A 23313-nucleotide genomic window follows, 5' to 3' on the forward strand; every position below is an offset into this window, starting at 1 on the left:
ATCTTGCTGAAAAAATCGGGGGTAGCGCGGTTGGCTTGGCAGCTAGAGGGCGCACAGTTACTCTGGCTGCTACCCCCTAAACTCTTCTAAGGTCAGCGGAGGACCGGGCTGGGGTTGAATTGACGGAGGACGGCTTGGACAACCTCAGAGGGAGCAATCTGCTCGACGAACTTGCTTTGGAGGTGGTCAAAACGGGCATCGGACGGGAGTAGGCGTTGGGGGTCAGTGGGACCAAAGAGGGCGACTAGCGGACGGTTGGTGGCGACGGCGATATGCATGGGGGCACTGTCTACGCACAACAGTAAACGCGCCTCAGCAATCAGCGCAGCGAGCTTACCTAGGTCTGGAGGCATGATGAAAACGTTTCCTAGTTGGCGTTGCAGCATTTCGAGGATCTCGCGGTCATCAGGTCCACTAACAATGACAACCTGGGCTTGGGGTAATTTCTGGGCGAGGTCGGCTATCACCATGCTCCATTTCTGAGCTGGGTAGGTCTTGGCAAGGCCCTTCTCGCGGGAGAGTTGACTGGTACCCGGATGGAGCAGGACTAATTGCTGGGGGTTTAGGCTATTGGCTTGCAGTTGTTGCGTGGCCCAAACGCGGTCAGCATCACGAAGCATGAGGGTGGGCTGGGGGCAAGGGGTAGTGATCCCGAAGCCTTGGAGTAAGTCATAGTACATCTGGGCGGCGTACTGGTCTTGCCGGAGGGGTACAGGATGGGTCAGCAGGGTATTGGCAACTGCGGTGTAACCGTAGCCCACCCGCTTACGAATCCCGGTCAGCCACAACAAAAAGGCTACTCCCGGTGACCGACCCAAGGCCAGGACTGCATCATAACTGCGGTCACGGATAATTCCGATGAGGTCCACCCACGCCGCCGCCGCTGGATTATTTTTGTAGTCGAAGACCATCGCCTTACGGACACTAGGGCATAGACCATAGACGCCCTGGGAACGCGGTTCCACCAACACATCCACCGTTAAGTCTGCATAGGTCGCTTTAAGACCAGCCAGGGTAGGGAAAAGTAAGATTTGGTCGCCGATGCCACCAGGACTTAGGGCAAGTACACGCAACATGCAATGGGTCCGATGCAGCCAGACTCATTGTAAGGGTCAAGCCAATATTTATTTAACTTCATTTGCAAAATTTGGTAATTCACCAAGGAGTAAACCTGCAAATCATCTAAAATCCAAACAACTTAGGCAGTCCGCGCTAATTTCTAGCTAGACCGATGCTATTCAGGGTAAAGTTCCTTGGTTCGGGACGTTGCTACTTGCTCGTCAAGGGACTGACGATATTTCACACAGCCTTGGATGAACTGTGGCCAGTCCGGTACTACAGGCATCGGCTCGGTCTGCTCCGGTAGTAGTCCCCAGAGGACTGGCTGATGCCAGCAGAGCTCATGACGGTCGCTGTCACGATGCTCACGGATACCTTGGCGCAGTTTTTTCACCTCCGCCATGAGTTGCTCGCGTGCCATCGGTTCGAGATCCTTGTCCGTGCTGGTTCGCTTGGTTTGTGACTAGTTGACAGGACGATTGCCGAGGGAAAATGCACCCACATAGGTGTAGCCATTCATCTCCCACAGGAAATGATCCCCATTGGTAGTGTAGCTCCAGAGTAGATCTGAGCCATCTCCAGTGAGTTTACCAGCCCCGACCATCTGCCAAGCTGGGTCCGTCACCGCACCAATCAAAAAGGCTGTGACGTAGGTATAGCCGTCCATCTGCCAGACCGCGTTCTCCCCACTGGTGTAATTGCGCCAAAGCAGGTCAGGGTCACGATCGTTCGTAAATTCGCCGGACCCGACCAATTGCCAAGCCGGGTCGGTCACCGCACCAATTAAGAAAGCCGTGATGTAGGTGTAACCGTCCATCTGCCAGACTGCGTTCTCGCCAGTTTGATAATTACGCCAGAGTAAGTCTGGCTGGTTGTCGCCCGTCAGGTCTGCCGCCCCAGTCAGTTGCCAGTGGGCGTCGAGGACAGGGGCAATGGGGCGGGTAGTGCCGTAGGTAGTCCCGTCTAACTGCCAGACCCGATTCTCACCTGTGTTGTAGTTGCGCCAGAGGAGGTCTGGTTTTGCGTCCGCCGTGAAGTCCGCCGCTCCCACCAATTGCCAGTCGAGGCTAGTTTCGGGGGGTAGGGAGGCCGTACTGAGATAGCTAGGGCCATTCATTAACCAGATCTCATTCACTCCGGTCGTGTAGTTGCGCCACAACAGGTCGTCTTTGCCATCACCGTTAAAATCCGCCGCCCCAGCCATTTGCCACTGGGCAACCCGGACGGCGAAGGGGCGCACAATAAGCGGATCAACGGTCGCCGCTGTCCCACTCGGGGTAATGACCGTAAGCGTCCCCGTAATCGCACCGGGCGGAACAGTCAGGATGAGTTGCGTGTCTGAGTTGACGGTAAAAGGGACAGCAACTGCGTTGAGGGTCACACTGCTCACCGCCGTGAGGTGGGTCCCCTTGAGCATGACTGGGGTACCGATGCTAGCTGTACTGGGGGTAAAGTCTGTGAGAGTCGGTCCAGTAGGCAACTGATAGATATAGGCTGAACCCTGAGCCGTGTCTTGTCCCGAAGCTCCCACGGCAACGAGATCACCACTAATAGCAACTGAAACACCGAAGTAATCGGACGCCGCGCCATCGCTCGCCGTGAGTTGCTGCTGTAGGCTCCAACTAGCGGCATCTCTCACAAAGACATAGGCTGAACCCCGATAGCTAGCCTCAGCGTAGGCACCCACAACTATAGTATTGTCAGCAATCGCTACTGCAGAACCAAAGTTGTCGAGTGCGGCACCGTCCACGGTTAGTTCCTGCTGCTGCTGCCAAGTCAGACCACTCCTGGAAAATACGTAGGCCGAGCCTTGTTCAAGATTACGCCCCCCAGCCGCGCCGTAGGCTCCGACCACCACAATATCGCCACTGATGGCAACGGCATAACCAAAGTAGTCCGCCGCGCCACCATCACTGGCCGTAAGTTTTTTCTGTTGACGCCAAGTACTACCATCTCTAGCAAAAATATAGGCTGAACCCTGCTCCAGTTCGCTGCCCACATCATCACTGTAGGCCCCGACAATTAGCGTATCGTCACTGATGGCAACTGAGACCCCAAAAGAATCAGCTATTTTACCATCACTAGCCGTGAGTTGCTGTTGAAAGTTCCAGGTAGTCTCCTCCCTGACAAAGACGTAGGCTGAACCCTGGGCGTTATTCTCGGCGTAGGCTCCCACCACCACGGTATCGCCACTAAGGGCAACGGCATAACCAAAGTAATCCGCTGCCTCGCCATCGTTAATAGTGAGTTTACTTTGTTGACTCCAGGTATTCCCGTCCCTCACAAATATGTAGGCTGAGCCCTGTTCTAGGTTGTCGCCGCTATCATCACCCTGGGCTCCTACTACCAACGTGTTACCATCAATGGCGACGGTATAACCAAAATAATCAAAGGCTTGACCGTCACTCGGAACAAGCTTTTGTTGCTGGATCCAAGTATCGCCAGTCTTAACGAACACGTAGACTGAACCTCTGTAATTACTATCCCCAAAAGCTCCGACTACAGCAGTGTCGCCGCTGACGGCAATAGATGCCCCAAAGTAGTCATAGGTTGTGCCATCCCCAGCGGTAAGTTTTTGCTGTTGCTGCCAGATACTACCATCCCGCGTAAATACATAGGTTGAACCTTGATCCAAGTTACTGCCAAGATCACCTCTAAAGGCTCCGGTCACTAGGGTGTCGGCACTGAGAGCGACTGAGTTACCCAGGTTATCAGTAGCCTCCCCATCCGCCGCTATGAGTTTCTGTTGCAAACTCCAGATGTTATCACTTCTAAGAAATACATAAATAGAACCTTGATCAAGGTTACTGCCGTTATCGCTCCCGGGGGCTCCGACGACCACGGTATCATCACTGACCGCCACAGCATTCCCGAAAGCGTCACCCGCTAGACCATCGCTGGCAATGAGTTTGCGTTGTTGACTCCAAGTCTGTTCATTCCTAACGAATACATAGATTGAACCTTGGGCATTATCATCCCCGACATCATCACCCGCCGCCCCGACCACGACAGTTTCACCGCTAATTGCTACGGCTTGCCCAAAACTATCGGCTGCTTTACTATCGCTCCCGGTGAGTTGCTGTTGTTGGCTCCAGGTAGTGCCACTCCTGACAAATACGTGGGCCGAGCCTTGGTCTAGGTTATCGCCGACATCGTCGCCCCCGGCCCCGAGGACCACAGTTTCACCACTGAGGGCGACGGAGATACCTAAGTAATCCGCCGCTTCACCATCGCTTACCGTGAGTTGTTGTTGTTGACTCCAGGTAGTGCCATTTCTGATAAATACGTAGGCGGAGCCTTGGTCTAGGTTATCGCCGATTCTATCTCGCTCGGCGCCGATAACAACGGTTTCACCACTGAGGGCCACGGCGGAACCGAAACGGTCGCCTGCCTCACCATTACTTGCTATCAGCTTTTGTTGTTGACTCCAGGTCTGACCACGCCTGACAAACACGTAGACGGCACCTTGCGCCTGGTCCTCCCGGAAAGCACCCACAACCAGGGTGTCACCACTGATGGCAACGGCTGCGCCAAAGTAGTCCCCGGCGTCACCGTCTAGGGCTGTGAGTTTCTGCTGTTGTTGCCAGCTACTGCCGCTCTTGATGAAAACATAGGCCGCGCCTTGGTCCAGATTGCTCCCGCTATCATCGCCAACGGCTCCGACGACAACCGTGTCACCTTGGACGCTTACGGAGCCACCGAAATTACTCTGGGCCGCGCCCTCCGTAGCGACGGTGAGGAGTTTATGCTCTGTGGCAGTACTCTGGACCTGAGCGCGGGCTTGTTGCACCGCCGCTTGTAAAGAAGGATATTTTTTTAAATATTCGGTAGACTCGGCCCCCACCGCAAGCGGTTGAAGGAACCAAAGGAGGACCAAGACTATTCCGTAGCGGACGGTGTAGGGCATGGTGAGAACTGGACAAAGCCCTGTGAGTATACAGGGAGCCGCTACTTTTGGGCGTAATCTAGACTACGCTCCCTAATTTATACCCGACAAAAAAAGTCAGGTATATTTGGTTTATTGAAAATACCCGTGATAGGGTGGCCCTGTCCACTGCCCGTGACGACCATGCTCATCTCGACTGAACGCCCCACGACTTTCACTGGACTCCGCTGCCGCGAGTGTGGTGCGGACTACGAACCCATTGCTCAGCATGTGTGTGAATACTGTTTCGGTCCCCTAGAGGTCAAGTACGACTACCGGGCGATCCAACGTGAGACGACCCGGGCGCGGATTCAGCAGGGTCCTTGGTCCATGTGGCGGTATAGCTCTTTTTTACCGGTGACCTCAGCGGAACCTGTAGACCTTGGGACGGGCATGACCCCGCTCGTTAAGGCGGATCGGCTCGCCCGTCACTTGGGGTTGAAGAACCTCTATATCAAAAATGACGCCGTGAATGTCCCGACCCTTTCGTTTAAGGACCGGGTAGTCTCCGTCGCGCTAACCCGTGCCCGTGAGCTGGGCTACACCACGGTTGCTTGTGCTAGTACGGGGAATTTAGCGAACTCCACCGCCGCGATTGCCGCCAAGTTGGGCATGGAGTGTTATGTCTTTATCCCGGCGGATCTAGAAGTAGGTAAAATCCTCGGCACGCTGATCTATGGTGCCCATGTCATGGCGGTCGAAGGTAACTATGACCAAGTTAATCGGCTCTGTTCAGAAGTGGCGGACCGTCACGGTTGGGGGTTCGTCAATATCAACTTGCGGCCCTATTATTCTGAGGGTTCAAAGACCCTGGCCTTTGAGGTGGCTGAGCAGTTGGGCTGGCGATTGCCCGACCAGATTATTGCCCCGATTGCCTCGGGATCACTCTATGGCAAGCTCTACAAGGGGTTCCGTGAATTCGTTGAGGTGGGTCTAGTGGCGGATGCACCGATTAAATTCAACGGAGCCCAGGCCCTCGGTTGTTCTCCGGTTGCCCAGGCTTTTGACAGTGGGGCAGACCATATTAAGCCCGTCAAACCTGACACGATTGCTAAATCCTTGGCGATCGGCAATCCCGCCGACGGTATTTATGCTCTAGACATCGCCCGTAAGACTGGGGGGCAGATTATCGCCGTTACCGACCAAGAGATCCTGGCGGCAATGAAGCTCCTGGCCCAGACTGAGGGAATTTTCACCGAGACGGCTGGGGGGACCACCTTGGCAGCCACGATTAAACTTGCGGCCCTGGGCCACCTCGACCCCGATGATGTCACCGTGGTCTACATCACTGGGAACGGGCTGAAGACCCTGGAGGCTATCCAGAACCACTGCGGGCAACCCTTTAGCATCACGCCGGACTTAGCCAGCTTCGAGCGGTCCCTCGCCCGTGCCCAGACTCTAGACCGCCTTGATTGGCAGTCCACCCCGGTTTAATCACACAGGAAAAGCCATGACCGTTACTGTCCTCATCCCGACCCCGCTCCAAAAACTGACCCAGAACCAAGGGACCGTCCAATGTGAAGCCCAGACCATTGCCGAGCTCCTTTCCTCGTTGGAGACGAACTGTCCTGGCTTGGGTCAACGGCTCTGTGATGACCAAGGCACCCCACGCCGCTTCGTTAACTTCTACGTGAATAACGAGGACATCCGGTTCCTTCAGGGAGTCGCTACCCCGCTCCAGGATGGCGATGAAGTGAGCATTGTCCCCGCGATTGCTGGGGGTTAGGGGCAAAAAACTTTAATAGAAGTTTTCGAGACTACAGAAAGTTGGCGAAGGAGGACGTAAGATATATCGCAGAGATTCCGGTCCTGTTCTGTTTTCAGCTAATTTGTGGGAAACTTGACAACCGGATACAGGCGGTAAATAATTCTGAGGCTTGTCATGGGAAAGAAAATGCAAAAAGGCGTGACGATCTGGCTGACAGGACTATCCGGGGCGGGCAAGAGCACCATTGCTGAGGAGCTAGAGCCTCGTTTGCGGCGCATGGGGCTGGAGTTGGAACCTCTTGACGGGGATGTAATTCGGACCAACCTCAGCCAGGGTCTAACGTTTAGCCGTACTGACCGGGATGTAAATGTGCGGCGGATTGGGTTTGTCTGTGAACTATTAACCCGTCACGGGGTCATTGTCATCACCTCGGCGATCAGCCCTTACCGGGCCGTGCGGACTGAACTCAAGGAGCGCATTGGCAACTTCATTGAGGTCTACGTCAGTTGCCCCATCGAAGAGTGCATTAACCGGGACGTGAAGGGCCTTTACAAAAGAGCCATCGCCGGTGAGATCCCCCAGTTCACCGGGATCTCCGACCCCTACGAAGAGCCCCTCAATCCTGACATCGTTTGCCATACCCATCTTGAGACCCTGGATGAGTCGGTTTCCAAAATCGTTGATTATCTCGTGATCAAGGGTTACATCGCGCCCGTGGCAGTCGAGGTCTAGCTATCCTTGAGGGATGAAGATCCTTGGTAAAAGTGCGCCCTGGGCACTGGGCGTCGCGCTCCTTGCCGTCCTCCTCGGTGTGTTTTGGCTGGCTCGTCGTCCCCCTGAAGTTAAGAAAGCCCAGACCGTGGCGGTGGTTCGTCAAGACGTGGCCCTCACGGTCTCAGCTAATGGCATAGTCCAGCCGGAACGCTCGGTCAATGTCAGCCCGAAAACCCCTGGTCTACTCAAGCAACTCCGCGTCAAAGAGGGCGATCTCGTGCGTCAGGGTCAGATCTTAGCCCTGATGGACGATAGTAATCTCCGGGGAGCCTTAACCCAAGCCCGTGGACAACTAGCCGCCGCCCAAGCCAACCTCCAGCGTCTCCAAGCCGGGAACCGTCCTCAAGATATTGCCCAGACCGCCGCCCGACTGCGAGATGCGGAATTTGGCCTCAGGTTGAGCCAAGAAAATTTCCAACGTAACCAGCGGCTGGCTACTCTAGGCGCGATTTCTACCCTAGCCCTAGATAGTGCTCGTACCGAACGTGACCGCGCCCAAGCCCAGGTCCAAGTTGCCCGTCAAGCCCTAGACTTAGCCCGAGTGGGGGCGCGGCGCGAGGACATTGCCCAAGCCCAAGCCCAAGTCCTCCAGGCCCAAGGCGTGGTCGAGTCGGCCCAGACGCAGGTGAACGATACCGTGATCCGCGCTCCCTTCACCGGGATCATTACCCGTAAGTTTGCGGACCCCGGGGCTTTTGTGGCTCCGACTACGGCTGGGAGTGCGGTTTCCTCAGCAACTTCATCCTCGATCATGGCTTTGGCGGGGACTAATCAAATCGTGGCGAACGTGGCGGAGGCCAATATTTCTCAGATTCGCTTGGGGCAGTCAGTGGACATTCAGCCTGATGCTTTCCCTCGGGAACAGTTTAAGGGCAAGGTCATCCAAGTCGCGCCCCAGTCTGTGGTTGTCCAGAATGTCACCAGTTTTGAGGTCAAGGTCGCCCTACCCGCTGTGACCCCCCTGCGTTCTGGAATGAACGCGGACTTAGAGTTCCAAGTGGGTCGTCTCCAGCAAGCCCTGATGGTCCCGACCGTGGCGATTGTGCGCCAAGAACAAAAGACAGGCGTGTATGTACAAGCAGGCGAGGAACCCCGTTTCGTCACCATCACCACTGGAGCCACGGTAGACACCCGCACCCAGGTCTTGACCGGACTCCAGGCGGGCCAACAGGTCTACATCAGCTTCCCCGAGGGTTTCCGACCTCAGACGAATATTCCCGGCATCCGCTAGTCCTTGAAGGTAAAAAACTTGTTGAACAAGTAGGTAAAGACCGAGGTGGTCAGGGCAGCTAGGGCGAACGCAAGGGTGTTATGGGCGGCGGGATAGGGGAAGGAGCGCAGGATTTCGCGCAACCCCAAGGACAGCACTACCGTTACTCCCATCCCCGTCAATGCCGTGGCCCCAAACAAGAACTGCTCCCGGCGCAGGGCCGGACCGCTTTTCATCTTGCCGCCAAAGGTGTAACGACGGTTGAGGAGGTAACTCGTCCCCGTCCCCAACCCGTAGGCTACGAGCATCGAAAAAACATAGCCCGCCGTTGCCCGGTCGCCCACTAATCGGCCCACCAATTCCCGCGTAGTAATCGAGACCGTTGCCGAACAAATTCCCACCAAGAAGTAACTGGGGTAACTGGCAAACCAATTCTGAGCAGGCAAGGGAGGACTCACACCAACAGTTTTTGAATGTTGAACCATCGTGGCACACTCCCGCTTGTGATTCCAGGAAGAAAACCAGATGGGGAACCGGGATTACTGGCATGCCCATCATATTTTTTTAGGTGTACATCAGAGGCTTACTTGTACTGAGCTGTGGTTTACCTATGTTTAACTACCTAAAATTAACACGCAGGTCAAAGACGGTAAATTCAAAGAATGCAGCAGAACAACATAAGCAGGCGGAAGAAAAAGCTCTATTGGATTACAAGGTATCTAGCAAAATGGACCGCAATGGCAATGAGTTTCGCTACCGGAGTCGGGTCTATCGGACAGCGGGTTCTCAGGTCTAGACTGTCGCCTATGATGTTTTCCTCAAGGGCCACTAAGCCTCAGTCGCCTTTGCAAGCTGTTGTTGGACCAAGGCTAGAGCTAGGGCTGAGCCGGTCATCCCAAAATCCATGGGGCTGAGTGCTCGCCAGGGTTGACACACAACTTCAATACATTCCGTCACATCCCACTGGGTCGCCCCGAGCATCTGCACGTCTTGGGCTAGGTAGAGATGAGTCTGGGCACTGGACTTGGTGGGATTGGCGTAGAACTTACCCAAGCACTGCCACTGTCCCCCGCCGTAGCCCGTCTCTTCGCGCAACTCCCGCTGGGCACCGTGGAAGGGTTGTTCACCCTCGTCTACCACCCCACCGGGGAACTCCAGGAGGATGGCGCGGGCAGCGTGTTTGTACTGACGGGTCAAGACGACTTCTTGCTGGGCGGTGAGGGCGACGATGAGGGTATTGTCCGGGGTCTCCAGCCAGAAGTAATCATCAATAATGACTCCATTGGGCAACAGGCATTCATCCCGGCGGACCTTGATCCAACGGTGTTTCAGGGCGTAAGTAGAGTTGAGGACTTGCCATTCCATCGTCCCAGGTTAACAGGACAGGGGGCCTAAGCCTAACAAGCCCTCCAAGCAACCTGCCACCAACAAACCGACAACGCCCCCAGGCACTCCGCTAATACCTGTGCATCCAAGGCCCCTTCCATTAATTATTCGAGGGCATCCCTGTACAGGTGCTGGTAGCGGGCGCGGCGTTGGCTAGGGATAGGGGTATGGGTCAGGTTGTATTCTGCTTAGACTTGGTTATGGGCGGTTAGCTCGGCAGCGAGTTGTTCGCCCTGGGTAATCTCGTCCATTGATTGATTTAGAGGATATCTCTATCTCTAACCCAACGTTGTATCTAGCACCATCATGATGACAAAGCCCAACATTAACCCAGCCGTAGCCTCACGCTCGAAACCTTGACGGTGGGACTCCGGGATAATCTCGTTACTAATCACATAAAGCATCGCCCCAGCCGCAAAAGCTAACCCCCAGGGCAAGAATGGCTGGGCAATACTAACCGCCCCGGCCCCAATCAATCCCCCGACGGGTTCCACTAAGCCAGTAACTAATGCAATTCCCAAAGCTTGTAATCGTGAATATTTCTCCGTCACCAGAGCCAAGGCCACCACCAACCCCTCGGGCATATTCTGTAAACCAATTCCTACTGCCAGCGAAAGCCCATTCTGAAAATCGCCCCCACCAAACCCGACCCCGACCGCCAACCCCTCCGGGAAATTATGTAAAGTAATCGCCAGAATAAAGAGCCAGACCCGGCTCAGGTCCTTGGGGTCCGCGCCCTCGGGTCCCTTGATGAAATGCTCGTGGGGCGCAAAAGCATGAGTTAACTGAAGAAATAACCCGCCCAAGCGGATGCCTGCCGACACAATAAAAGCCGCCGCCGCCCCGCCGCACGCTGCCTCAAGCCCCGGCAGAATCAGCGAGAACGAAGTCGCCGCGAGCATCACCCCCGCCCCAAACCCCAGCAACATATCCTGCACTCGCTGGGAGAGACCCCGGATAAATAAAACGGGTAAGGCTCCGACTCCGGTTGCCAAACCCGCCGCTAAACTCGCCAGTAAGCCTATCCAGACGATTGGGATATCTTTAAATACTGCTAGGTCCATGCTGGTCTCCACGACGCTTAAATTAGCTCCCTGTCTGGGGAGAGACCTATACCTCCAGGAGACTCCTGAGCATCCAAGCAGTTTTTTCGTGGACCTGCATCCGTTGGGTCAAGAGGTCAGCAGTCGGTTCATCATTGACCTTATCGACCAGCGGGAAAATCGAACGTGCCGTGCGGACCACCGCTTCTTGGCCTTCCACCAATAGTTGGATCATCTGCTCGGCTTTAGGCACACCGGGAGTCTCGGGAATCGAACTGAGTTGACCGAACTCACTGTAGGTGCCAGGGGCCGGGAAACCCAAGGAACGGATGCGCTCGGCAATCAGATCTACTGCCATGGCAAGCTCGGTGTACTGGGTCTCAAACATCAGATGCAGAGTATTGAACATCGGCCCGGTCACGTTCCAGTGGAAGTTGTGGGTCTTCAGGTACAGGCTGTAGGTGTCCGCCAAGAGCCGCGATAGGCCCTCGACGATTTGGGCGCGGTCGGCTTCGGCAATTCCCAGATTGATCGCTTGCATGGTCGCTCCTTGGTTCAATAGATCTAGGCTAGATGATGTTTCAGGACAGTAGGGGTGGCCTTGCGGACCCGACAACGGATCGTCTCATGACCCAAGCGGGTGCAGGCTTCGTAACGGTGACAGCCGGAGAACCCCCAGTACTGCCCTTGGACTTCTAACACGTCAATCGGCTCTTGTAAACCAATCTCGCGGATAGACGCCATCAGGGCTTGGACCTTGGCGGGGTCGTTCTGGCGGGGCAAGGGCCGCCGGATCTGCTGGAGTGGGATTTCTTGAATTGCCATGACAACATGCTCTTATACTCTTCCCATATTATCCATAATGATTATGACTTGCAATAAATTGGACCTGAAATCGCGTTAGGATGGCCCTACGGCTGAGGAGCATCCGGTGATTGACCTACGTTTATTAGAAAAAGACTTCCCGGCGGTGAGTGCCCAGCTTAGTTTGCGCGGGGTACCCCGCGACCAGTTAGAGCGTTTGGTGGGGCTATTGGACCAACGCCGTCGGCAAGTGGGGGAACGCGATGACCTCCGCGCCTACATCAATAGTGCTTCCAAGGCGATTGGGCAACTGATGGCAGCCAAGCAACTCGTCGAGGCAGACACGAAAAAACAGGAAGTCAAGGACAAAAAAGAAGCCCTGCTCCACCTCGAAGACACCCTCCGCACCCTAGAAGAGCAGATCCATCAGCAGCATCTGGAACTCCCGAACCTACCCGCCCCGGAAGCTCCCCGTGGGACCAGTGAACAAGATAACGTTATTCTCAGGACCCATGGCTATGACCCCGCCAATTACACCCAGCCCTACCGTCCGCACTGGGAACTAGCGGAGCAATGGGGGTTATTAGACCTACCTCGTGCTGCTAAGACTACTGGGGCCATGTTTACCTTCTATCGGGGACAGGGAGCCAAGCTGATTCGGGCTTTGGTCCACCTCGGGCTGAGTCTCAACAGTGAACGCTACACCGAGCTTATCCCGCCGCATTTTGTCCGTACCGAGACCTTGACAGCAACAGGTCAACTGCCTAAGTTTGCTGAGGATGCTTACCATTTACCCGCCGATGACCTCTGGGCAATCCCGACCGCTGAAGTCCCGCTAACCAGCTATTACCGCGACGAGATTCTAGAATTTGACCAGATGCCCCAATGCTTCATGGCCTACAGTGTGTGTTTTCGGCGGGAGGCGGGGTCGGCGGGTAAAGATACCCGTGGGTTACAGCGGCTCCACGAGTTTCACAAAGTCGAGTTGCTTAAATTTGTACGCCCCGAGCAGGCCCTAGATGAGCATCAAGCCATGCTGGGGGATGTGGAACGGATGCTTCAAGTTTTGGGTCTACCCTACCGGGTCTTAGACCTCTGTACCGGGGACCTGGGGAACTCGGCGGCCCGCACTTTTGACCTAGAAGTGTACGCGCCCGGTGTGGGCCGTTGGTTGGAGGTCTCGTCGGTCAGTCACTTCAGCGATTACCAATGCCGCCGGGGGAATGTGCGCTACCGCGATAGCCAGGGTAAACCCCAATTCGCTCACACCCTCAATGGCTCGGGTCTCGCCACACCCCGGATCTGGGCGGCTCTGATTGAGCAGGGTCAGCAACCGGACGGGACGATTCTGTTACCGGAGATTTTGCATGAGTTTATGGGGACCAACCGGATGGGTGGGGACGAGTCGTGCAGACGGTTTTGATTACGGGGGCGAGTAGTGGGATTGGAAAGGCCTGTGCGCGGATTTTTGCCGAGTCGGGGGCGCGGTTGATTCTGTGTGCCCGTCGCGCTGAGCAATTGCAAGGGGTAGCGCAGGAACTCAACACCCCAGTTCACCTCGTCCCATTAGATGTAAGAGATGCGGCCCAAGTGCAAGCCTTGGCTCACCTTCCCGAAGCTTGGGCCGGGGTAGATGTCCTCATCAATAATGCGGGTCTGAGCCGGGGCCTCAACAAACTCCCCGAGGGCCAGATCCAAGACTGGGAAGAGATGATTGATACGAATATCAAAGGATTGTTGTATGTCACCCGCGCTTTAGTCCCCGGTATGGTGGCGCGGGGGCGCGGTCATGTAGTGAATATCGGTTCTCTCGCCGGACACCAGACCTATCCTGGGGGGAATGTCTACTGCGCCACAAAAGCAGCGGTACGGGTCTTGAGTGAGGGGCTGAAACAGGACTTGCTAGGTACGCCCGTGCGCGTCACGACCGTAGACCCAGGATTGGTGGAGACAGACTTCAGTCAAGTGCGCTTCCGGGGCGACGAAGAACGGGCGCGTCAGGTTTACCAGGGACTCACCCCGCTCACTCCCGAGGACGTGGCTCAAGTGGTCCATTTCTGTGTCTCTCGCCCTGCCCATGTGAATATCAGCGAAGTCCTGCTTATGCCCACGGACCAGTCGGGTTCTACATTGGTGCATCGGGTTCCTGAGGGCGGCTAAACGTTATTATGAGCGTGCAGTAATCCATACCATGTCCCAACCCATCCGCACCTACACCCGTATCCAGAACCAGGACCAGACCCAGTACCCCCCCGAGCGCGTTTCGGTGAACCCGGCCCGTTTCGAGGATGAGGTCGGACTTTACCCCATCACGCCCCTAGCAGGGGTCAAACAAGCTTGTGAAGCCGCCCGTCAAGCCTTCCCTTCATGGCGAAAAGTCCCCGCACCGCTTCGGGGCAACCTCATCTACAACCTGGGCCAGTTAGTGAGTGCCAACAAAACAGTCTTGGCTAGTTGGCTGACCCGCGAGGTGGGTAAACCCTACAGTGAGGCCCTGGGTTCGGTCCAGGAAGTGATTGATACCTGTCAGTTTTTTGTAAGTGAAGGGCGTAGGCTCTATGGGCAGACCGTCCCCAGCGAGATGGCAGATAAACGGCTCTTCACCTACCGTCGCCCGGTCGGGGTCTGTGGGATCATCACGGCGGGGAATTTCCCGATTGCGGTCCCGGCTTGGTATGTGGTCCCGGCTCTGCTCTGTGGCAATACGGTAGTCTGGAAACCCTCCGAGGATGCCCCGGTCCTCTCCTATCTGTTCTGTCAATTAGTGGAGAAAGCCGGGTTCCCGCCGGGAGTTTTCAACATGGTCCTAGGCGATGGGGCAACCACGGGCGCGGCCTTAGTCAGCATGGTCAGCGCGGGTTTGGTGGATAAAATCGGCTTCACGGGGTCCACGGCGGTGGGTCAAAGGATTGGACGAGTAGCAGGCGAAAACCTCCAAGTCCCCTGTCTGGAGTTGGGCGGGAAAAATCCCCTGGTCGTGACCGAGCGAGCAAACTTGGAATTGGCAGTGGAGGGGGCCTTGTGGTCAGCTTTTGGAACCGCTGGGCAACGCTGTACTTCCCTGGGGGTGTTGATTGTCCAGGAGCGGATTTATGAGGAGTTTATCGCCCGGTTACTAGAACGTACTGCCGCAATGGTGATTGGCGACCCGACGGACCCAAGTATTACCTATGGCCCACTTATCTCCAAACGGTTTTTAGATAATTTGCTCGCGTTTCAAAAAAACCAAATTCAAGCCCATCACCAAGTCCTGACTCCGACCATCGGTCAGATTACGAGGGAGAATCCCTGGCCTAATTTTGTGGGTGATCCAGCGGCGGGTTACTTTGCCCATCCGGTTCTCGTGGGCGGGGCGCGTCGTGAGGACGTGTTGTACCAGGAAGAGACTTTTGGTCCTCTGGTGGCGGCAGTTTCCTATGGTGAATTAGAGGAAGCCTTGGACTGGGCGAATGGGCACGGCTACGGGCTGAGTAGTGCGATTTACACCCAGGACCCGGCGGAGGCATTTTACTTCCAAGAGAATATCCAGGCCGGGATGGTCAGTATCAATAACACTACTTCGGGGGCGGAAGCCCATATGCCCTTTGGTGGGAACGGCAGGTCCGGGAATGGTTCCAGGCAATCCGGGGTCTGGGTGCTAGACCAGTTCACCCGTTGGCAGGGGGTCAATGGGGATTTCTCTAACCAACTGCAACGCGCCCAGATTGACACGATCTACAGTCCCGGCGACCTAGATTACCGAGTACCAGGGTGGTGAAGCGCGTCCTCTGTCTGAGTAATGGTCACGGCGAGGACAGTATTGCCGTGGTCGTCCTCGGGGCCTTAGCTGAGCGCGGGGTGAAAGTATGGGCGATGCCGATTGTGGGGGCGGGCGGGGCCTATCGTAGTCACGGGATCGAGATCCTGGGCCCGACCCAGGCGATGCCCTCCGGCGGCTTCATCTATATGGATGCCCGTCACCTCTGGCATGACCTCCAGAGCGGGCTGGGTGGGTTGACCCTGGCCCAGTACCAGACCCTTAAAGAAATGGCTCCCCAAGTGGATTTGGTGCTAGCGGTGGGAGATATTGTCGTCCAGATTTTTGCGCGGTTGAGTGAACAACCCCATGCTTTTATCGGCACGGCGAAGTCCGACTATTACATCGGCGGCAAGCCCTCGGTCTACGCTCCCTGGGAACGGTGGTTGATGGCGAATCCCCGTTGTGCAGCGGTCTATCCCCGCGACCGCGTGACGACTTTGAATTTGCAAAAGCTGGGGGTGGCCCGCGCCCACGACCTCGGCAACCCGATGATGGATGGCCTCACCCCCCAGGGTTTTTGTCTGGAGCGGTTGGGCGGTCAGGGTCCCCTCGTCACCCTCCTGCCCGGTTCGCGGCCCCCCGAAGCCTACCGGAACTTGAACGTGTTGCTAGAAGCAGTCTGTCACTTGAAAACCCCTTTAGTTTTTGCCGCCGCCCTGACCAAGAGCCTCCAGACCGAAGAGCTGGAGACGAGCCTAGGCGAAGCGGGTTGGCAGACTACCCCCCTCGCCCCGGACCTCTGGCAAGTCCAGCAGGGCGAACACCGGGCTTACCTCGTCTGGGGGGCCTTTGCCGACCTCATCGCAGCGGCTAACCTCGTCCTCGCCATGGCTGGGACGGCAACCGAACAAGCCGTGGGCCTAGGGAAACCTGTGATTACCTTGCCTGGAGCCGGACCCCAATTTACCTATCGCTTTGCCGAGGCCCAGACCCGCTTACTCGGTCCCTCGGTGAACTTGGTGCTGGACCCCGCTCAAGTCGCACCGATGGCCCACCAACTTTTGACGGACCCCCGACTCCCCGCCCGTCTCCAAGCCAATGGCAAGGAGCGCATGGGGACCGTCGGAGCCGCCCAACGCATCGCCCAACACTTAATGGAGTTCTTATGATACCGATTCAGTTCCAGTGGGGGACTTTTTGTAAACAGGCGATGATTAACCCCCGCTCCGGCGAGGTCTCCCTGATTAGCTTGGTCCCCGGTCTTGTGGTGGAATACGGCGTTGAGGACCCGAATCAGCCTGTAGTTTTACCCTTTGCCGCCTTTGCGGTCTGCCTGACCTTCCGGCGACGGGAGCCGGGGACCGCTGAGATTAAGCTGGTCTGTGAGGTGGCGGTACTTTTTGAAGGACAGCAGTTGTTAACCAGTCCCGTGACGGTCTTGATGGCAGCTCAGCAGGATTTCAGCCATTCGCTCCTCAATATTGAGCAATTCCCGCTCCCGCTCCCCCACACTGGGTCCTTTGAGGGGCTGCTCCAGGTCCGTTACCGCTACGAGGGGTTGGATTTGGGCGGGGTGGACCTGCCGCTCAGGTTTGTGGCCCTACCTCCGGCTATCAGCCGGACCTAGTTTCATGATTAACTAGGAGGGTCTGGTACGGCTTTAGGGACCTATGATCTCAAGCAACGATTTTCGCACAGGGACCACCATTGAACTTGATGGTCAGGCGTGGCGGGTAGTAGAATTCCAGCACGTGAAACCCGGTAAAGGTTCGGCCTTCGTGCGTACTAAGCTCAAAAATGTCCAATCCGGGGCGGTCAACGAACGTACTTTCCGGGCGGGTGAGATGCTCCCCTCCGCCGTGGTTGACAAGAGCGAGATGCAATTTCTCTACCCGGAGAACGAAAACTATATCTTCATGAACATGGAGAGCTATGACCAGAGTGAACTCAAGGCCAGCGAGATTGGACCGGGGATCAAGTACCTCAAAGAGGGCATGACCGCGAGTGTCCTGACCTATAACGGCGCGATTATCGGGGTGGAGCTACCCAACTCCGTCGTCCTTGAAGTGGCTCAGACCGACCCTGGGGTCCGGGGTGACACCGCCACTGGGGGTCTGAAGCCTGCCATCCTTTCAACTGGGGCCTCGATCCAGGTACCCCTTTTTGTAACGATTGGTGATAAGGTCAAAGTTGATACTCGTTCAGATACCTACCTAGGCCGCGAACAGTGAAGTTTGACCTCTCCGAAATCCGCGAATTGATTACCATCCTCAGCAAAACTGAGGTTACGGAACTAGAGCTAGAGAGCGAAGGTTTCCGTCTTGCTATTCGTAAAGGTCCCCAGGTCGCGGCGGTCTCCTCAGTTGCCGCTCCCCAAGCCGCCAATGCCCCCAGAGTCGCCCCCTCTGCTGCGTCCCAGGGCCTCTTGGAAGTCAAGGCCCCGATGGTCGGGACTTTTTACCGCGCCGCCTCACCGGAGGCTGACCCCTTTGTCCAACTCAATGACCGCATCCGGGTCGGGCAGACCGTCTGCATCATTGAGGCGATGAAATTGATGAACAACATTGATGCGGAAGTGACGGGCCGGGTCGTCGAGATCCTGGTGGAGAACGCCCAACCCGTGGAGTTCGGACAGGTGATTATGCGCCTAGATCCCGAGCTACCTATATAACCCCCGGCCTAATTGGGGCAAGCTAAGAGCAGCAAGAGGATTCTCCCTGTGCTCCTTAAATCCCCTTGGCTGGCAGAATTAAAAAAACGACTCCCCCCGCCCTCCACCGTCCCCCCCGAGGATTCTATACCGCTCCGGGTTTTGGTCCAGGTCCTCGTGGGTGTGGGGATTGTAGCCACTGATGTGGCGGCGGGAAATTTTCAAAATTTGTCCTCTCTGCCCACGGGTCTTTGGGCGGTTCCCCTCAGTGGCGCGGGCGCGGTCTTTAGCTGGTACCGCCGCCGGGAACGCAACATCTTACTTAAATTCCTTTTAGCGATTGCCATGCTTGCGGCCCTAGGGGTATTTTTCCTAAATATTCTTAGTACCCCCAATGACACCCGGTTGGGGTTAGCACTACTTTTGGTCCATCTGCAAGTTATCCACAGTTTTGATCTGCCGCGCCGTCGAGATCTGGGGTATTCAATGGCGATTGGGCTAGTGCTGTTGGGGGTGGCGGCGACCTTGAGTCAGACTTTGGCCTTCGCACCTTGGCTTGTGACTTCGGCGGTGATTGCCATTCCGATGTTGGGCTATGACTACCGTGCCCAATTGGGTTTGGAGGCTAAGGGCGGTCGTGAACCCTGGGGGGTCTGGTTGGGCGTACTGGCGGCGAGTCTGGCCCTGGGGGGGGCAATTTTTGCGTTGTTACCGCGTTTTCCGGGCTATCAGTTACGGGCCTTCCCCGTGAGTGCAAATATCCCGCTACCCAAAGACCTCAGTCAGCGGATTCAGAACCGGGGCTTCCCCGCTGAGTTGGCGAAAGGCAGTCAGCGTAAGGGCAGTAAAGATGCTCAAGGGGGCTTGGCCCTGCCCACGGCCTATTTCGGTTTTAACGAGCAGATTGGTTTTGATGTCCAGGGGGTCCTCGAACCCGCGCTGATGCTCCGGGTCCGCGCTCAGGGAGCTTCGTTCTGGCGGATGATGGCCTTTGATGAGTACACCGGGACCAGTTGGCGGGTCAAACGCAACACTACCGTCAATGTTTACCGCCAGCCGCCCTTCGGGGTGATCTATCTACCGACACCGCTGCGGACGCTGGACCTACCCACTCAGTCCATCATCCAGACCTTCACCGTAGTGAATGACCTCCCCAACCTCATCCCGGCGGCCCCTTGGCCCAATGAACTGTACTTCCCCACACCCCAGGTTGCGCTTGACCCCCTGGGTACCGTGCGCTCACCCGTGGAACTCTTGACGGGGTTGACCTATACCGTAGCCTCAGTCGTTCCCCTGCGCGACCGCGCCGAGTTAGGGAAAACTGACCAACGTTATCCCCCGACGATCCGCGAGAGCTTTCTGCAACTACCCCCCCAAGTCCGGCCCCGTGTGCGCGAGTTGGCCCAGCGCGTGACCCAGGATGCGCCCGGTTATTATGAAAAAGTTCTGACGCTGACCCAGTACCTCAAGCAGAACTATCGGCTCCAGACGGCGACCCCGCCCTACGGTCCCCAGCGCGATTTGGCGGATGCTTTTCTATTCGGCTCTAAGGGTGGTACCCCAGAGCATTTCGCGACGACAGAAGTAGTGATGCTGCGGAGTCTGGGCATCCCGGCGCGGCTTGTGACTGGATTTTTGCCGGGAAAATTCAATCCTTGGACGGGTTATTACGAGGTCTGGAATACCGATGCGACGGCGGTGGTGGAGGTGTATTTCGCAGGGGCGGGTTGGTTTAGTTTTGACCCGGCGCCCGGTCGTGACCTCATCCCCCCGGCTCCTGACCAGACGGAGACCTTCGGCGTGGCGGACCAATCCTGGCAGACCTTCGTCAAACTCATCCCAGAACCGCTCAAAAATGCTTTGGGTTATCTCTTGACCGGGATCGGAACGGTGATTGCGTTTTTGTTTGCTTGGGCGGGGTCATTGGTGGCGGACCTAGGCTGGGTAGGCGGGGCGATCTTGGTCCTGTTGACGGTGGCGGTGGTCTTGGCGGGTTGGGGATTGACGGTCCTAACGCGCTGGGTCAGGTACCAACAACGCTTGGCGCAACTGGTCCCCCCAGAGCGTATCTACCAAAAAATGCTCGGCTTACTCGCCCAACGCGGCCTGACGAAACACCCCCACCAAACGCCCCATGAGTTTTGGCAGGATGTCGCCCGACACTGTCCCGCCGCTGCTCCCCATTGCCTGACCATTACCGAGACCTACCTACATTGGCGTTATGCTACGACAAAGCTCCCGCTCGGTCCTGTCCAAACCGCCTATCAACAGTTACGTTATAGTCAAAGATCTCCTGCTCCCTACCCTTGGTTGTTAGCGAAGAAATATCTTGACAAGCTGTTTATTCAAAACTAAGGTAGGAAGTCTGAGATGTGTCTGTGCTTGAACAAACAGTCTTGTTACTAAAAGCGGCTTATAGCCCCTAGCTTTAGCTATGGGGCTATAAGCCGTATCAGCCACAGGCGAATAGGATATCTAAGCGACTACTTTCAGCTTAAATAAACTACAATAGTAGTATGTTAGTCCTTGAGTCAAAGTTAGTCGCCACCTCTGAGCAGTTCGCCTTAGTTACAAATCTCTAACAAATCTCGCTCTTTCCAAAAATAAGGAACTCGCGTGATTCTGAGCAACTATGAAATTTCTAAAGCTCTTGAAAGAGGACACATTGAAATATTGAATTTGGCTGGGAATGACCCATCGACATCTCCCTTCAATACAACCTCTGTAGACTTGCGCTTATCCCCTGATTTATCCATTCCACAAAATGATAACATCGGCAACTTGCGGCCTTCAAGAATAAGAACAGCAGCAATTCTTGCCGGAGATTCTAAGAGAGAAATAATGACTAAGTCTCAAGGCCACATGCTAGAGCCAAATCGTTTTGTACTGGGTAAAACCGTAGAGAAGGTGGCATTCCCTATCCGTGAAAATGAACCTTGTTATGCTGCCCGAGTTGAGGGTAGGAGTTCTCTTGCTCGTTGTGGGATACTGGTTCACTTTACTGCTCCCACTATCCATGCAGGATTTGAAGGGACAATTACTTTAGAAATTATCAATCTTGGTCCCCACGAAATCCTTTTAGAATCAGGAATGTATATTTGCCAACTCATTGTTGAAGAGGTAAAAGGAACTCCCATATTAACCTCAAGTCAGTTTCGAGGGCAGACGGCTGCCGTCGGTAATATCTAAGCGAATAACAAGTTTTAGAGAACGATCGAAGAATGCGTTGAAGTTTACAGTTAAGGCTTGCGTAGTTACCTACATCAGCTAGTCAAGAGGGCGGCGTGGTGGCGTAGGTGGTCCTCAATGAAAGTAGCAATGAAGTAGTAGCTGTGGTCATACCCTTCCTGGTAGCGCAACAAGAGGGGTTGGTCTACCAGAGCGCAAGCTTGGGCTAGGCGTTCCGGTTGTAGTTGAGAGAGTAGATAAGGATCAGCCGTGCCTTGGTCTACCAGGATCAGGGCGGGGAATTGATGCTGAGCTAGGAGTTGCGTCGCATCGTAGGCGGACCCATCGTCAGTTCCCAGGTAAGCACCGAAAGCTTTTTGGCCCCAGGGACAGCGGGTCGGGGCACAGATGGGGGCAAAGGCTGAGACCGATTGGTAATGATTGGGATTGCGTAGAGCACAAACTAAAGCCCCCTGACCGCCCATGGAGTGCCCAAAGATACCCCGGCGGTCTCCCACTGAGAAATGGGCCTGAATCAGGGCAGGTAATTCCTCGACCACATAGCTATACATCTGATAATGCCGAGACCAGGGTTCCACCGTCGCGTTGACATAGAAGCCCGCCCCTGTCCCCAGGTCCCAATCTGTATCCTCACCGGGAGTTCCCGTCTGACGGGGACTAGTATCGGGAACCACCAGCACCAACCCGTACTGAGCGGCGAACCGTTGGGCACCAGCTTTGACCATGAAATTCTCTTCGGTACAGGTCAGCCCCGCTAAAAAATAGAGGACAGGTAAACGTTGGGTCTGCACTTGGCGCGGTTGGTAGATGGCAAATCGCATCAGAGCATTACAGGTCAGGGCATGGTGGCGATAAAACCCCACTGTGCCACCAAAAGCCGTGTGTTGAGCCAGGAGTTCGGGGGGTTGGGTACTCATCAAAAAGTTACCACAGTACGGATGGACTCTCCCCGGTGCATCAGGTCAAAGCTCTCATTAATACGCTCTAGGGGCAGGGTGTGGGTAATCAGGTCATCAATATTAATCTTGCCATCCATGTACCAATCTACGATTTTGGGGACATCGGTGCGGCCCCTCGCCCCACCGAAGGCTGAGCCTTTCCAGACCCGTCCCGTGACCAGTTGGAAGGGCCGTGTCTGAATCTCCTGACCCGCCCCCGCCACGCCAATAATCACACTCACCCCCCAGCCCTTGTGACAGCACTCCAGGGCTTGACGCATCACATTTACATTACCAATGCACTCAAAGCTGTAGTCCGCGCCGCCACGGGTGAGTTCGACGAGATAGGGGACTAGATCGCCCCCGACCTCGCGGGGATTGACGAAGTGGGTCATCCCAAATTTCTCGGCTAGGGCACGTTTCGCCGGGTTGAGATCCACGCCAATAATCTGGTTAGCTCCCGCCAACCGCGCCCCCTGGACCACATTCAGCCCAATCCCGCCCAGCCCAAAGACGACCACATTGGCTCCCGGCTCCACACGGGCGGTGTAGAGGACCGCTCCCAGCCCCGTCGTCACCCCACAGCCGATGTAGCAAACCTTGTCAAAGGGCGCGTCCTCCCGGATTTTTGCCACCGCAATCTCTGGCAAAACCGTGTGGTTGGCAAATGTAGAGGTACCCATGTAGTGATAAAGCATCTCCTTGCCCACCGAAAAACGGCTGGTCCCATCCGGCATCAGTCCCCGGCCCTGGGTGGTACGGATAGCTTGACAGAGGTTAGTTTTGCGGCTGAGGCAGTATTCACACTGGCGGCACTCCGGGGTGTAGAGGGGAATCACATGGTCCCCCGGACGCACACTCGTCACTCCCGCCCCCACTTCCAGGACC

Annotated in this window: 24 protein-coding genes; 14 read left to right on the top strand and 10 right to left on the bottom strand. The window is 55.8% G+C overall.

Going from position 1 to position 23313, the window contains the following annotated elements:
• Positions 1 to 92 precede the first annotated feature (92 nt).
• Both HFM78_RS03550 and HFM78_RS16105 read right to left on the bottom strand, forming a co-directional pair.
• A complete protein-coding gene (locus tag HFM78_RS03550) occupies positions 93 to 1076 on the bottom strand; it encodes a glycosyltransferase family 9 protein (protein WP_287128043.1) in 984 nt (327 codons plus the stop codon).
• A 158-nt stretch (positions 1077 to 1234) separates the two neighbouring features.
• Entirely contained in the window at positions 1235 to 1444 is a 210-nt protein-coding gene (locus tag HFM78_RS16105; RefSeq protein WP_396033199.1) for a hypothetical protein, read from the bottom strand.
• Between HFM78_RS16105 and HFM78_RS03555 the strand changes: the two genes are divergently transcribed.
• Complete coding sequence (locus HFM78_RS03555) at positions 1388 to 1522, top strand: hypothetical protein (RefSeq protein ID WP_287128044.1); 135 nt, start codon at positions 1388 to 1390, stop codon at positions 1520 to 1522. The genes HFM78_RS16105 and HFM78_RS03555 overlap by 57 nt on opposite strands.
• Here the strand turns inward: HFM78_RS03555 and HFM78_RS03560 are convergent, their stop codons facing one another.
• A complete protein-coding gene (locus HFM78_RS03560; RefSeq protein ID WP_287128045.1) occupies positions 1523 to 4966 on the bottom strand; it encodes an FG-GAP-like repeat-containing protein in 3444 nt (1147 codons plus the stop codon). It abuts the gene before it with no gap.
• 162 nt (positions 4967 to 5128) lie between these two features.
• Here HFM78_RS03560 and thrC point away from each other — a divergent pair, with 162 nt between their 5' ends.
• The 4 genes from thrC to HFM78_RS03580 all read left to right on the top strand — a co-directional run bounded on the left by thrC (position 5129) and on the right by HFM78_RS03580 (position 8697).
• The gene (gene thrC, locus HFM78_RS03565) at positions 5129 to 6418 is read left to right on the top strand and encodes a threonine synthase (protein WP_396033200.1); all 1290 of its coding nucleotides are present in this window, start codon (positions 5129 to 5131) and stop codon (positions 6416 to 6418) included.
• A 16-nt stretch (positions 6419 to 6434) separates the two neighbouring features.
• A complete protein-coding gene (locus tag HFM78_RS03570) occupies positions 6435 to 6710 on the top strand; it encodes a MoaD/ThiS family protein (protein WP_287128047.1) in 276 nt (91 codons plus the stop codon).
• A gap of 168 nt (positions 6711 to 6878) precedes the next feature.
• A complete protein-coding gene (gene cysC, locus HFM78_RS03575) occupies positions 6879 to 7424 on the top strand; it encodes an adenylyl-sulfate kinase (protein ID WP_287128048.1) in 546 nt (181 codons plus the stop codon).
• Positions 7425 to 7437: 13 nt separating this feature from the next.
• Positions 7438 to 8697 (top strand): efflux RND transporter periplasmic adaptor subunit, encoded by a 1260-nt coding sequence (locus HFM78_RS03580; protein ID WP_287128049.1) that lies wholly within the window; start codon positions 7438 to 7440, stop codon positions 8695 to 8697.
• Here HFM78_RS03580 and HFM78_RS03585 read toward each other — a convergent pair.
• The 5 genes from HFM78_RS03585 to HFM78_RS03605 all read right to left on the bottom strand — a co-directional run bounded on the left by HFM78_RS03585 (position 8694) and on the right by HFM78_RS03605 (position 11930).
• Positions 8694 to 9134 (bottom strand): GtrA family protein, encoded by a 441-nt coding sequence (locus tag HFM78_RS03585; RefSeq protein WP_287128050.1) that lies wholly within the window; start codon positions 9132 to 9134, stop codon positions 8694 to 8696. The genes HFM78_RS03580 and HFM78_RS03585 overlap by 4 nt on opposite strands.
• A 370-nt stretch (positions 9135 to 9504) precedes the next feature.
• Positions 9505 to 10041: an NUDIX hydrolase gene (locus HFM78_RS03590; RefSeq protein ID WP_287128051.1), complete on the bottom strand. Its 537-nt coding sequence runs from the start codon at positions 10039 to 10041 to the stop codon at positions 9505 to 9507.
• Between the two features lie 299 nt (positions 10042 to 10340).
• On the bottom strand, positions 10341 to 11126 hold the full coding sequence (locus tag HFM78_RS03595) for a ZIP family metal transporter (RefSeq protein WP_287128052.1): 786 nt from the start codon (positions 11124 to 11126) through the stop codon (positions 10341 to 10343).
• Between the two features lie 46 nt (positions 11127 to 11172).
• Positions 11173 to 11646, bottom strand: a complete 474-nt coding sequence (locus HFM78_RS03600) for a Dps family protein (protein ID WP_287128053.1) — start codon at positions 11644 to 11646, stop codon at positions 11173 to 11175.
• A 23-nt stretch (positions 11647 to 11669) separates the two neighbouring features.
• Complete coding sequence (locus tag HFM78_RS03605) at positions 11670 to 11930, bottom strand: sulfiredoxin (RefSeq protein ID WP_287128054.1); 261 nt, start codon at positions 11928 to 11930, stop codon at positions 11670 to 11672.
• Between the two features lie 106 nt (positions 11931 to 12036).
• Here HFM78_RS03605 and serS point away from each other — a divergent pair, with 106 nt between their 5' ends.
• From serS to dcd, 9 genes are all read left to right on the top strand, one after another.
• Positions 12037 to 13332 carry a serine--tRNA ligase gene (gene serS, locus HFM78_RS03610; protein ID WP_287128055.1) on the top strand — a complete coding sequence of 432 codons (1296 nt, stop codon included), beginning with the start codon at positions 12037 to 12039 and terminating at the stop codon, positions 13330 to 13332.
• Complete coding sequence (locus HFM78_RS03615; protein WP_287128056.1) at positions 13317 to 14069, top strand: SDR family oxidoreductase; 753 nt, start codon at positions 13317 to 13319, stop codon at positions 14067 to 14069. Before serS ends, HFM78_RS03615 begins: the two co-directional genes overlap by 16 nt.
• A gap of 31 nt (positions 14070 to 14100) precedes the next feature.
• On the top strand, positions 14101 to 15666 hold the full coding sequence (locus HFM78_RS03620; RefSeq protein WP_287128057.1) for an aldehyde dehydrogenase family protein: 1566 nt from the start codon (positions 14101 to 14103) through the stop codon (positions 15664 to 15666).
• On the top strand, positions 15660 to 16817 hold the full coding sequence (locus HFM78_RS03625) for a lipid-A-disaccharide synthase-related protein (RefSeq protein WP_287128058.1): 1158 nt from the start codon (positions 15660 to 15662) through the stop codon (positions 16815 to 16817). Before HFM78_RS03620 ends, HFM78_RS03625 begins: the two co-directional genes overlap by 7 nt.
• Entirely contained in the window at positions 16814 to 17275 is a 462-nt protein-coding gene (locus tag HFM78_RS03630; protein WP_287128059.1) for a hypothetical protein, read from the top strand. The genes HFM78_RS03625 and HFM78_RS03630 overlap by 4 nt, the downstream gene beginning before the upstream one ends.
• A 43-nt stretch (positions 17276 to 17318) precedes the next feature.
• A complete protein-coding gene (gene efp, locus HFM78_RS03635; RefSeq protein ID WP_287128060.1) occupies positions 17319 to 17879 on the top strand; it encodes an elongation factor P in 561 nt (186 codons plus the stop codon).
• Complete coding sequence (gene accB, locus HFM78_RS03640; protein ID WP_287128061.1) at positions 17876 to 18319, top strand: acetyl-CoA carboxylase biotin carboxyl carrier protein; 444 nt, start codon at positions 17876 to 17878, stop codon at positions 18317 to 18319. The genes efp and accB overlap by 4 nt, the downstream gene beginning before the upstream one ends.
• Positions 18320 to 18367: 48 nt before the next feature.
• Positions 18368 to 20653 (top strand): DUF3488 and DUF4129 domain-containing transglutaminase family protein, encoded by a 2286-nt coding sequence (locus HFM78_RS03645; protein ID WP_287128062.1) that lies wholly within the window; start codon positions 18368 to 18370, stop codon positions 20651 to 20653.
• A gap of 261 nt (positions 20654 to 20914) precedes the next feature.
• Positions 20915 to 21487, top strand: coding sequence for a dCTP deaminase (gene dcd, locus HFM78_RS03650; RefSeq protein WP_287128063.1), 573 nt, complete (start codon positions 20915 to 20917; stop codon positions 21485 to 21487).
• A 74-nt stretch (positions 21488 to 21561) separates the two neighbouring features.
• Here the strand turns inward: dcd and fghA are convergent, their stop codons facing one another.
• A complete protein-coding gene (fghA, locus tag HFM78_RS03655) occupies positions 21562 to 22404 on the bottom strand; it encodes an S-formylglutathione hydrolase (protein WP_287128064.1) in 843 nt (280 codons plus the stop codon).
• Positions 22404 to 23313 (bottom strand): zinc-binding dehydrogenase (locus HFM78_RS03660; protein WP_287128065.1); only part of this gene is annotated, 910 nt, incomplete at its 5' end. The genes fghA and HFM78_RS03660, both read right to left, overlap by 1 nt.

Origin of the sequence: Candidatus Cyanaurora vandensis, from assembly GCF_013285555.1 — a bacterium.
In the GTDB taxonomy this organism is placed as follows: domain Bacteria; phylum Cyanobacteriota; class Cyanobacteriia; order Gloeobacterales; family Anthocerotibacteraceae; genus Cyanaurora; species Cyanaurora vandensis.

Excerpts from the sequence above, each read along its gene's own strand:
- HFM78_RS03595 (WP_287128052.1), bottom strand. The coding sequence starts at position 11,126 with ATGGACCTAGCAGTATTTAAAGATATCCCAATCGTCTGGATAGGCTTA.
- HFM78_RS03550 (WP_287128043.1), bottom strand. The coding sequence starts at position 1,076 with ATGTTGCGTGTACTTGCCCTAAGTCCTGGTGGCATCGGCGACCAAATC.
- fghA (WP_287128064.1), bottom strand. The coding sequence starts at position 22,404 with ATGAGTACCCAACCCCCCGAACTCCTGGCTCAACACACGGCTTTTGGT.
- HFM78_RS03560 (WP_287128045.1), bottom strand. The coding sequence starts at position 4,966 with ATGCCCTACACCGTCCGCTACGGAATAGTCTTGGTCCTCCTTTGGTTC.
- HFM78_RS03580 (WP_287128049.1), top strand. The coding sequence starts at position 7,438 with ATGAAGATCCTTGGTAAAAGTGCGCCCTGGGCACTGGGCGTCGCGCTC.
- cysC (WP_287128048.1), top strand. The coding sequence starts at position 6,879 with ATGCAAAAAGGCGTGACGATCTGGCTGACAGGACTATCCGGGGCGGGC.
- efp (WP_287128060.1), top strand. The coding sequence starts at position 17,319 with ATGATCTCAAGCAACGATTTTCGCACAGGGACCACCATTGAACTTGAT.
- HFM78_RS03590 (WP_287128051.1), bottom strand. The coding sequence starts at position 10,041 with ATGGAATGGCAAGTCCTCAACTCTACTTACGCCCTGAAACACCGTTGG.
- HFM78_RS03555 (WP_287128044.1), top strand. The coding sequence starts at position 1,388 with ATGCCAGCAGAGCTCATGACGGTCGCTGTCACGATGCTCACGGATACC.
- HFM78_RS03630 (WP_287128059.1), top strand. The coding sequence starts at position 16,814 with ATGATACCGATTCAGTTCCAGTGGGGGACTTTTTGTAAACAGGCGATG.
- HFM78_RS03570 (WP_287128047.1), top strand. The coding sequence starts at position 6,435 with ATGACCGTTACTGTCCTCATCCCGACCCCGCTCCAAAAACTGACCCAG.
- thrC (WP_396033200.1), top strand. The coding sequence starts at position 5,129 with ATGCTCATCTCGACTGAACGCCCCACGACTTTCACTGGACTCCGCTGC.
- HFM78_RS03600 (WP_287128053.1), bottom strand. The coding sequence starts at position 11,646 with ATGCAAGCGATCAATCTGGGAATTGCCGAAGCCGACCGCGCCCAAATC.
- HFM78_RS03605 (WP_287128054.1), bottom strand. The coding sequence starts at position 11,930 with ATGGCAATTCAAGAAATCCCACTCCAGCAGATCCGGCGGCCCTTGCCC.
- HFM78_RS03620 (WP_287128057.1), top strand. The coding sequence starts at position 14,101 with ATGTCCCAACCCATCCGCACCTACACCCGTATCCAGAACCAGGACCAG.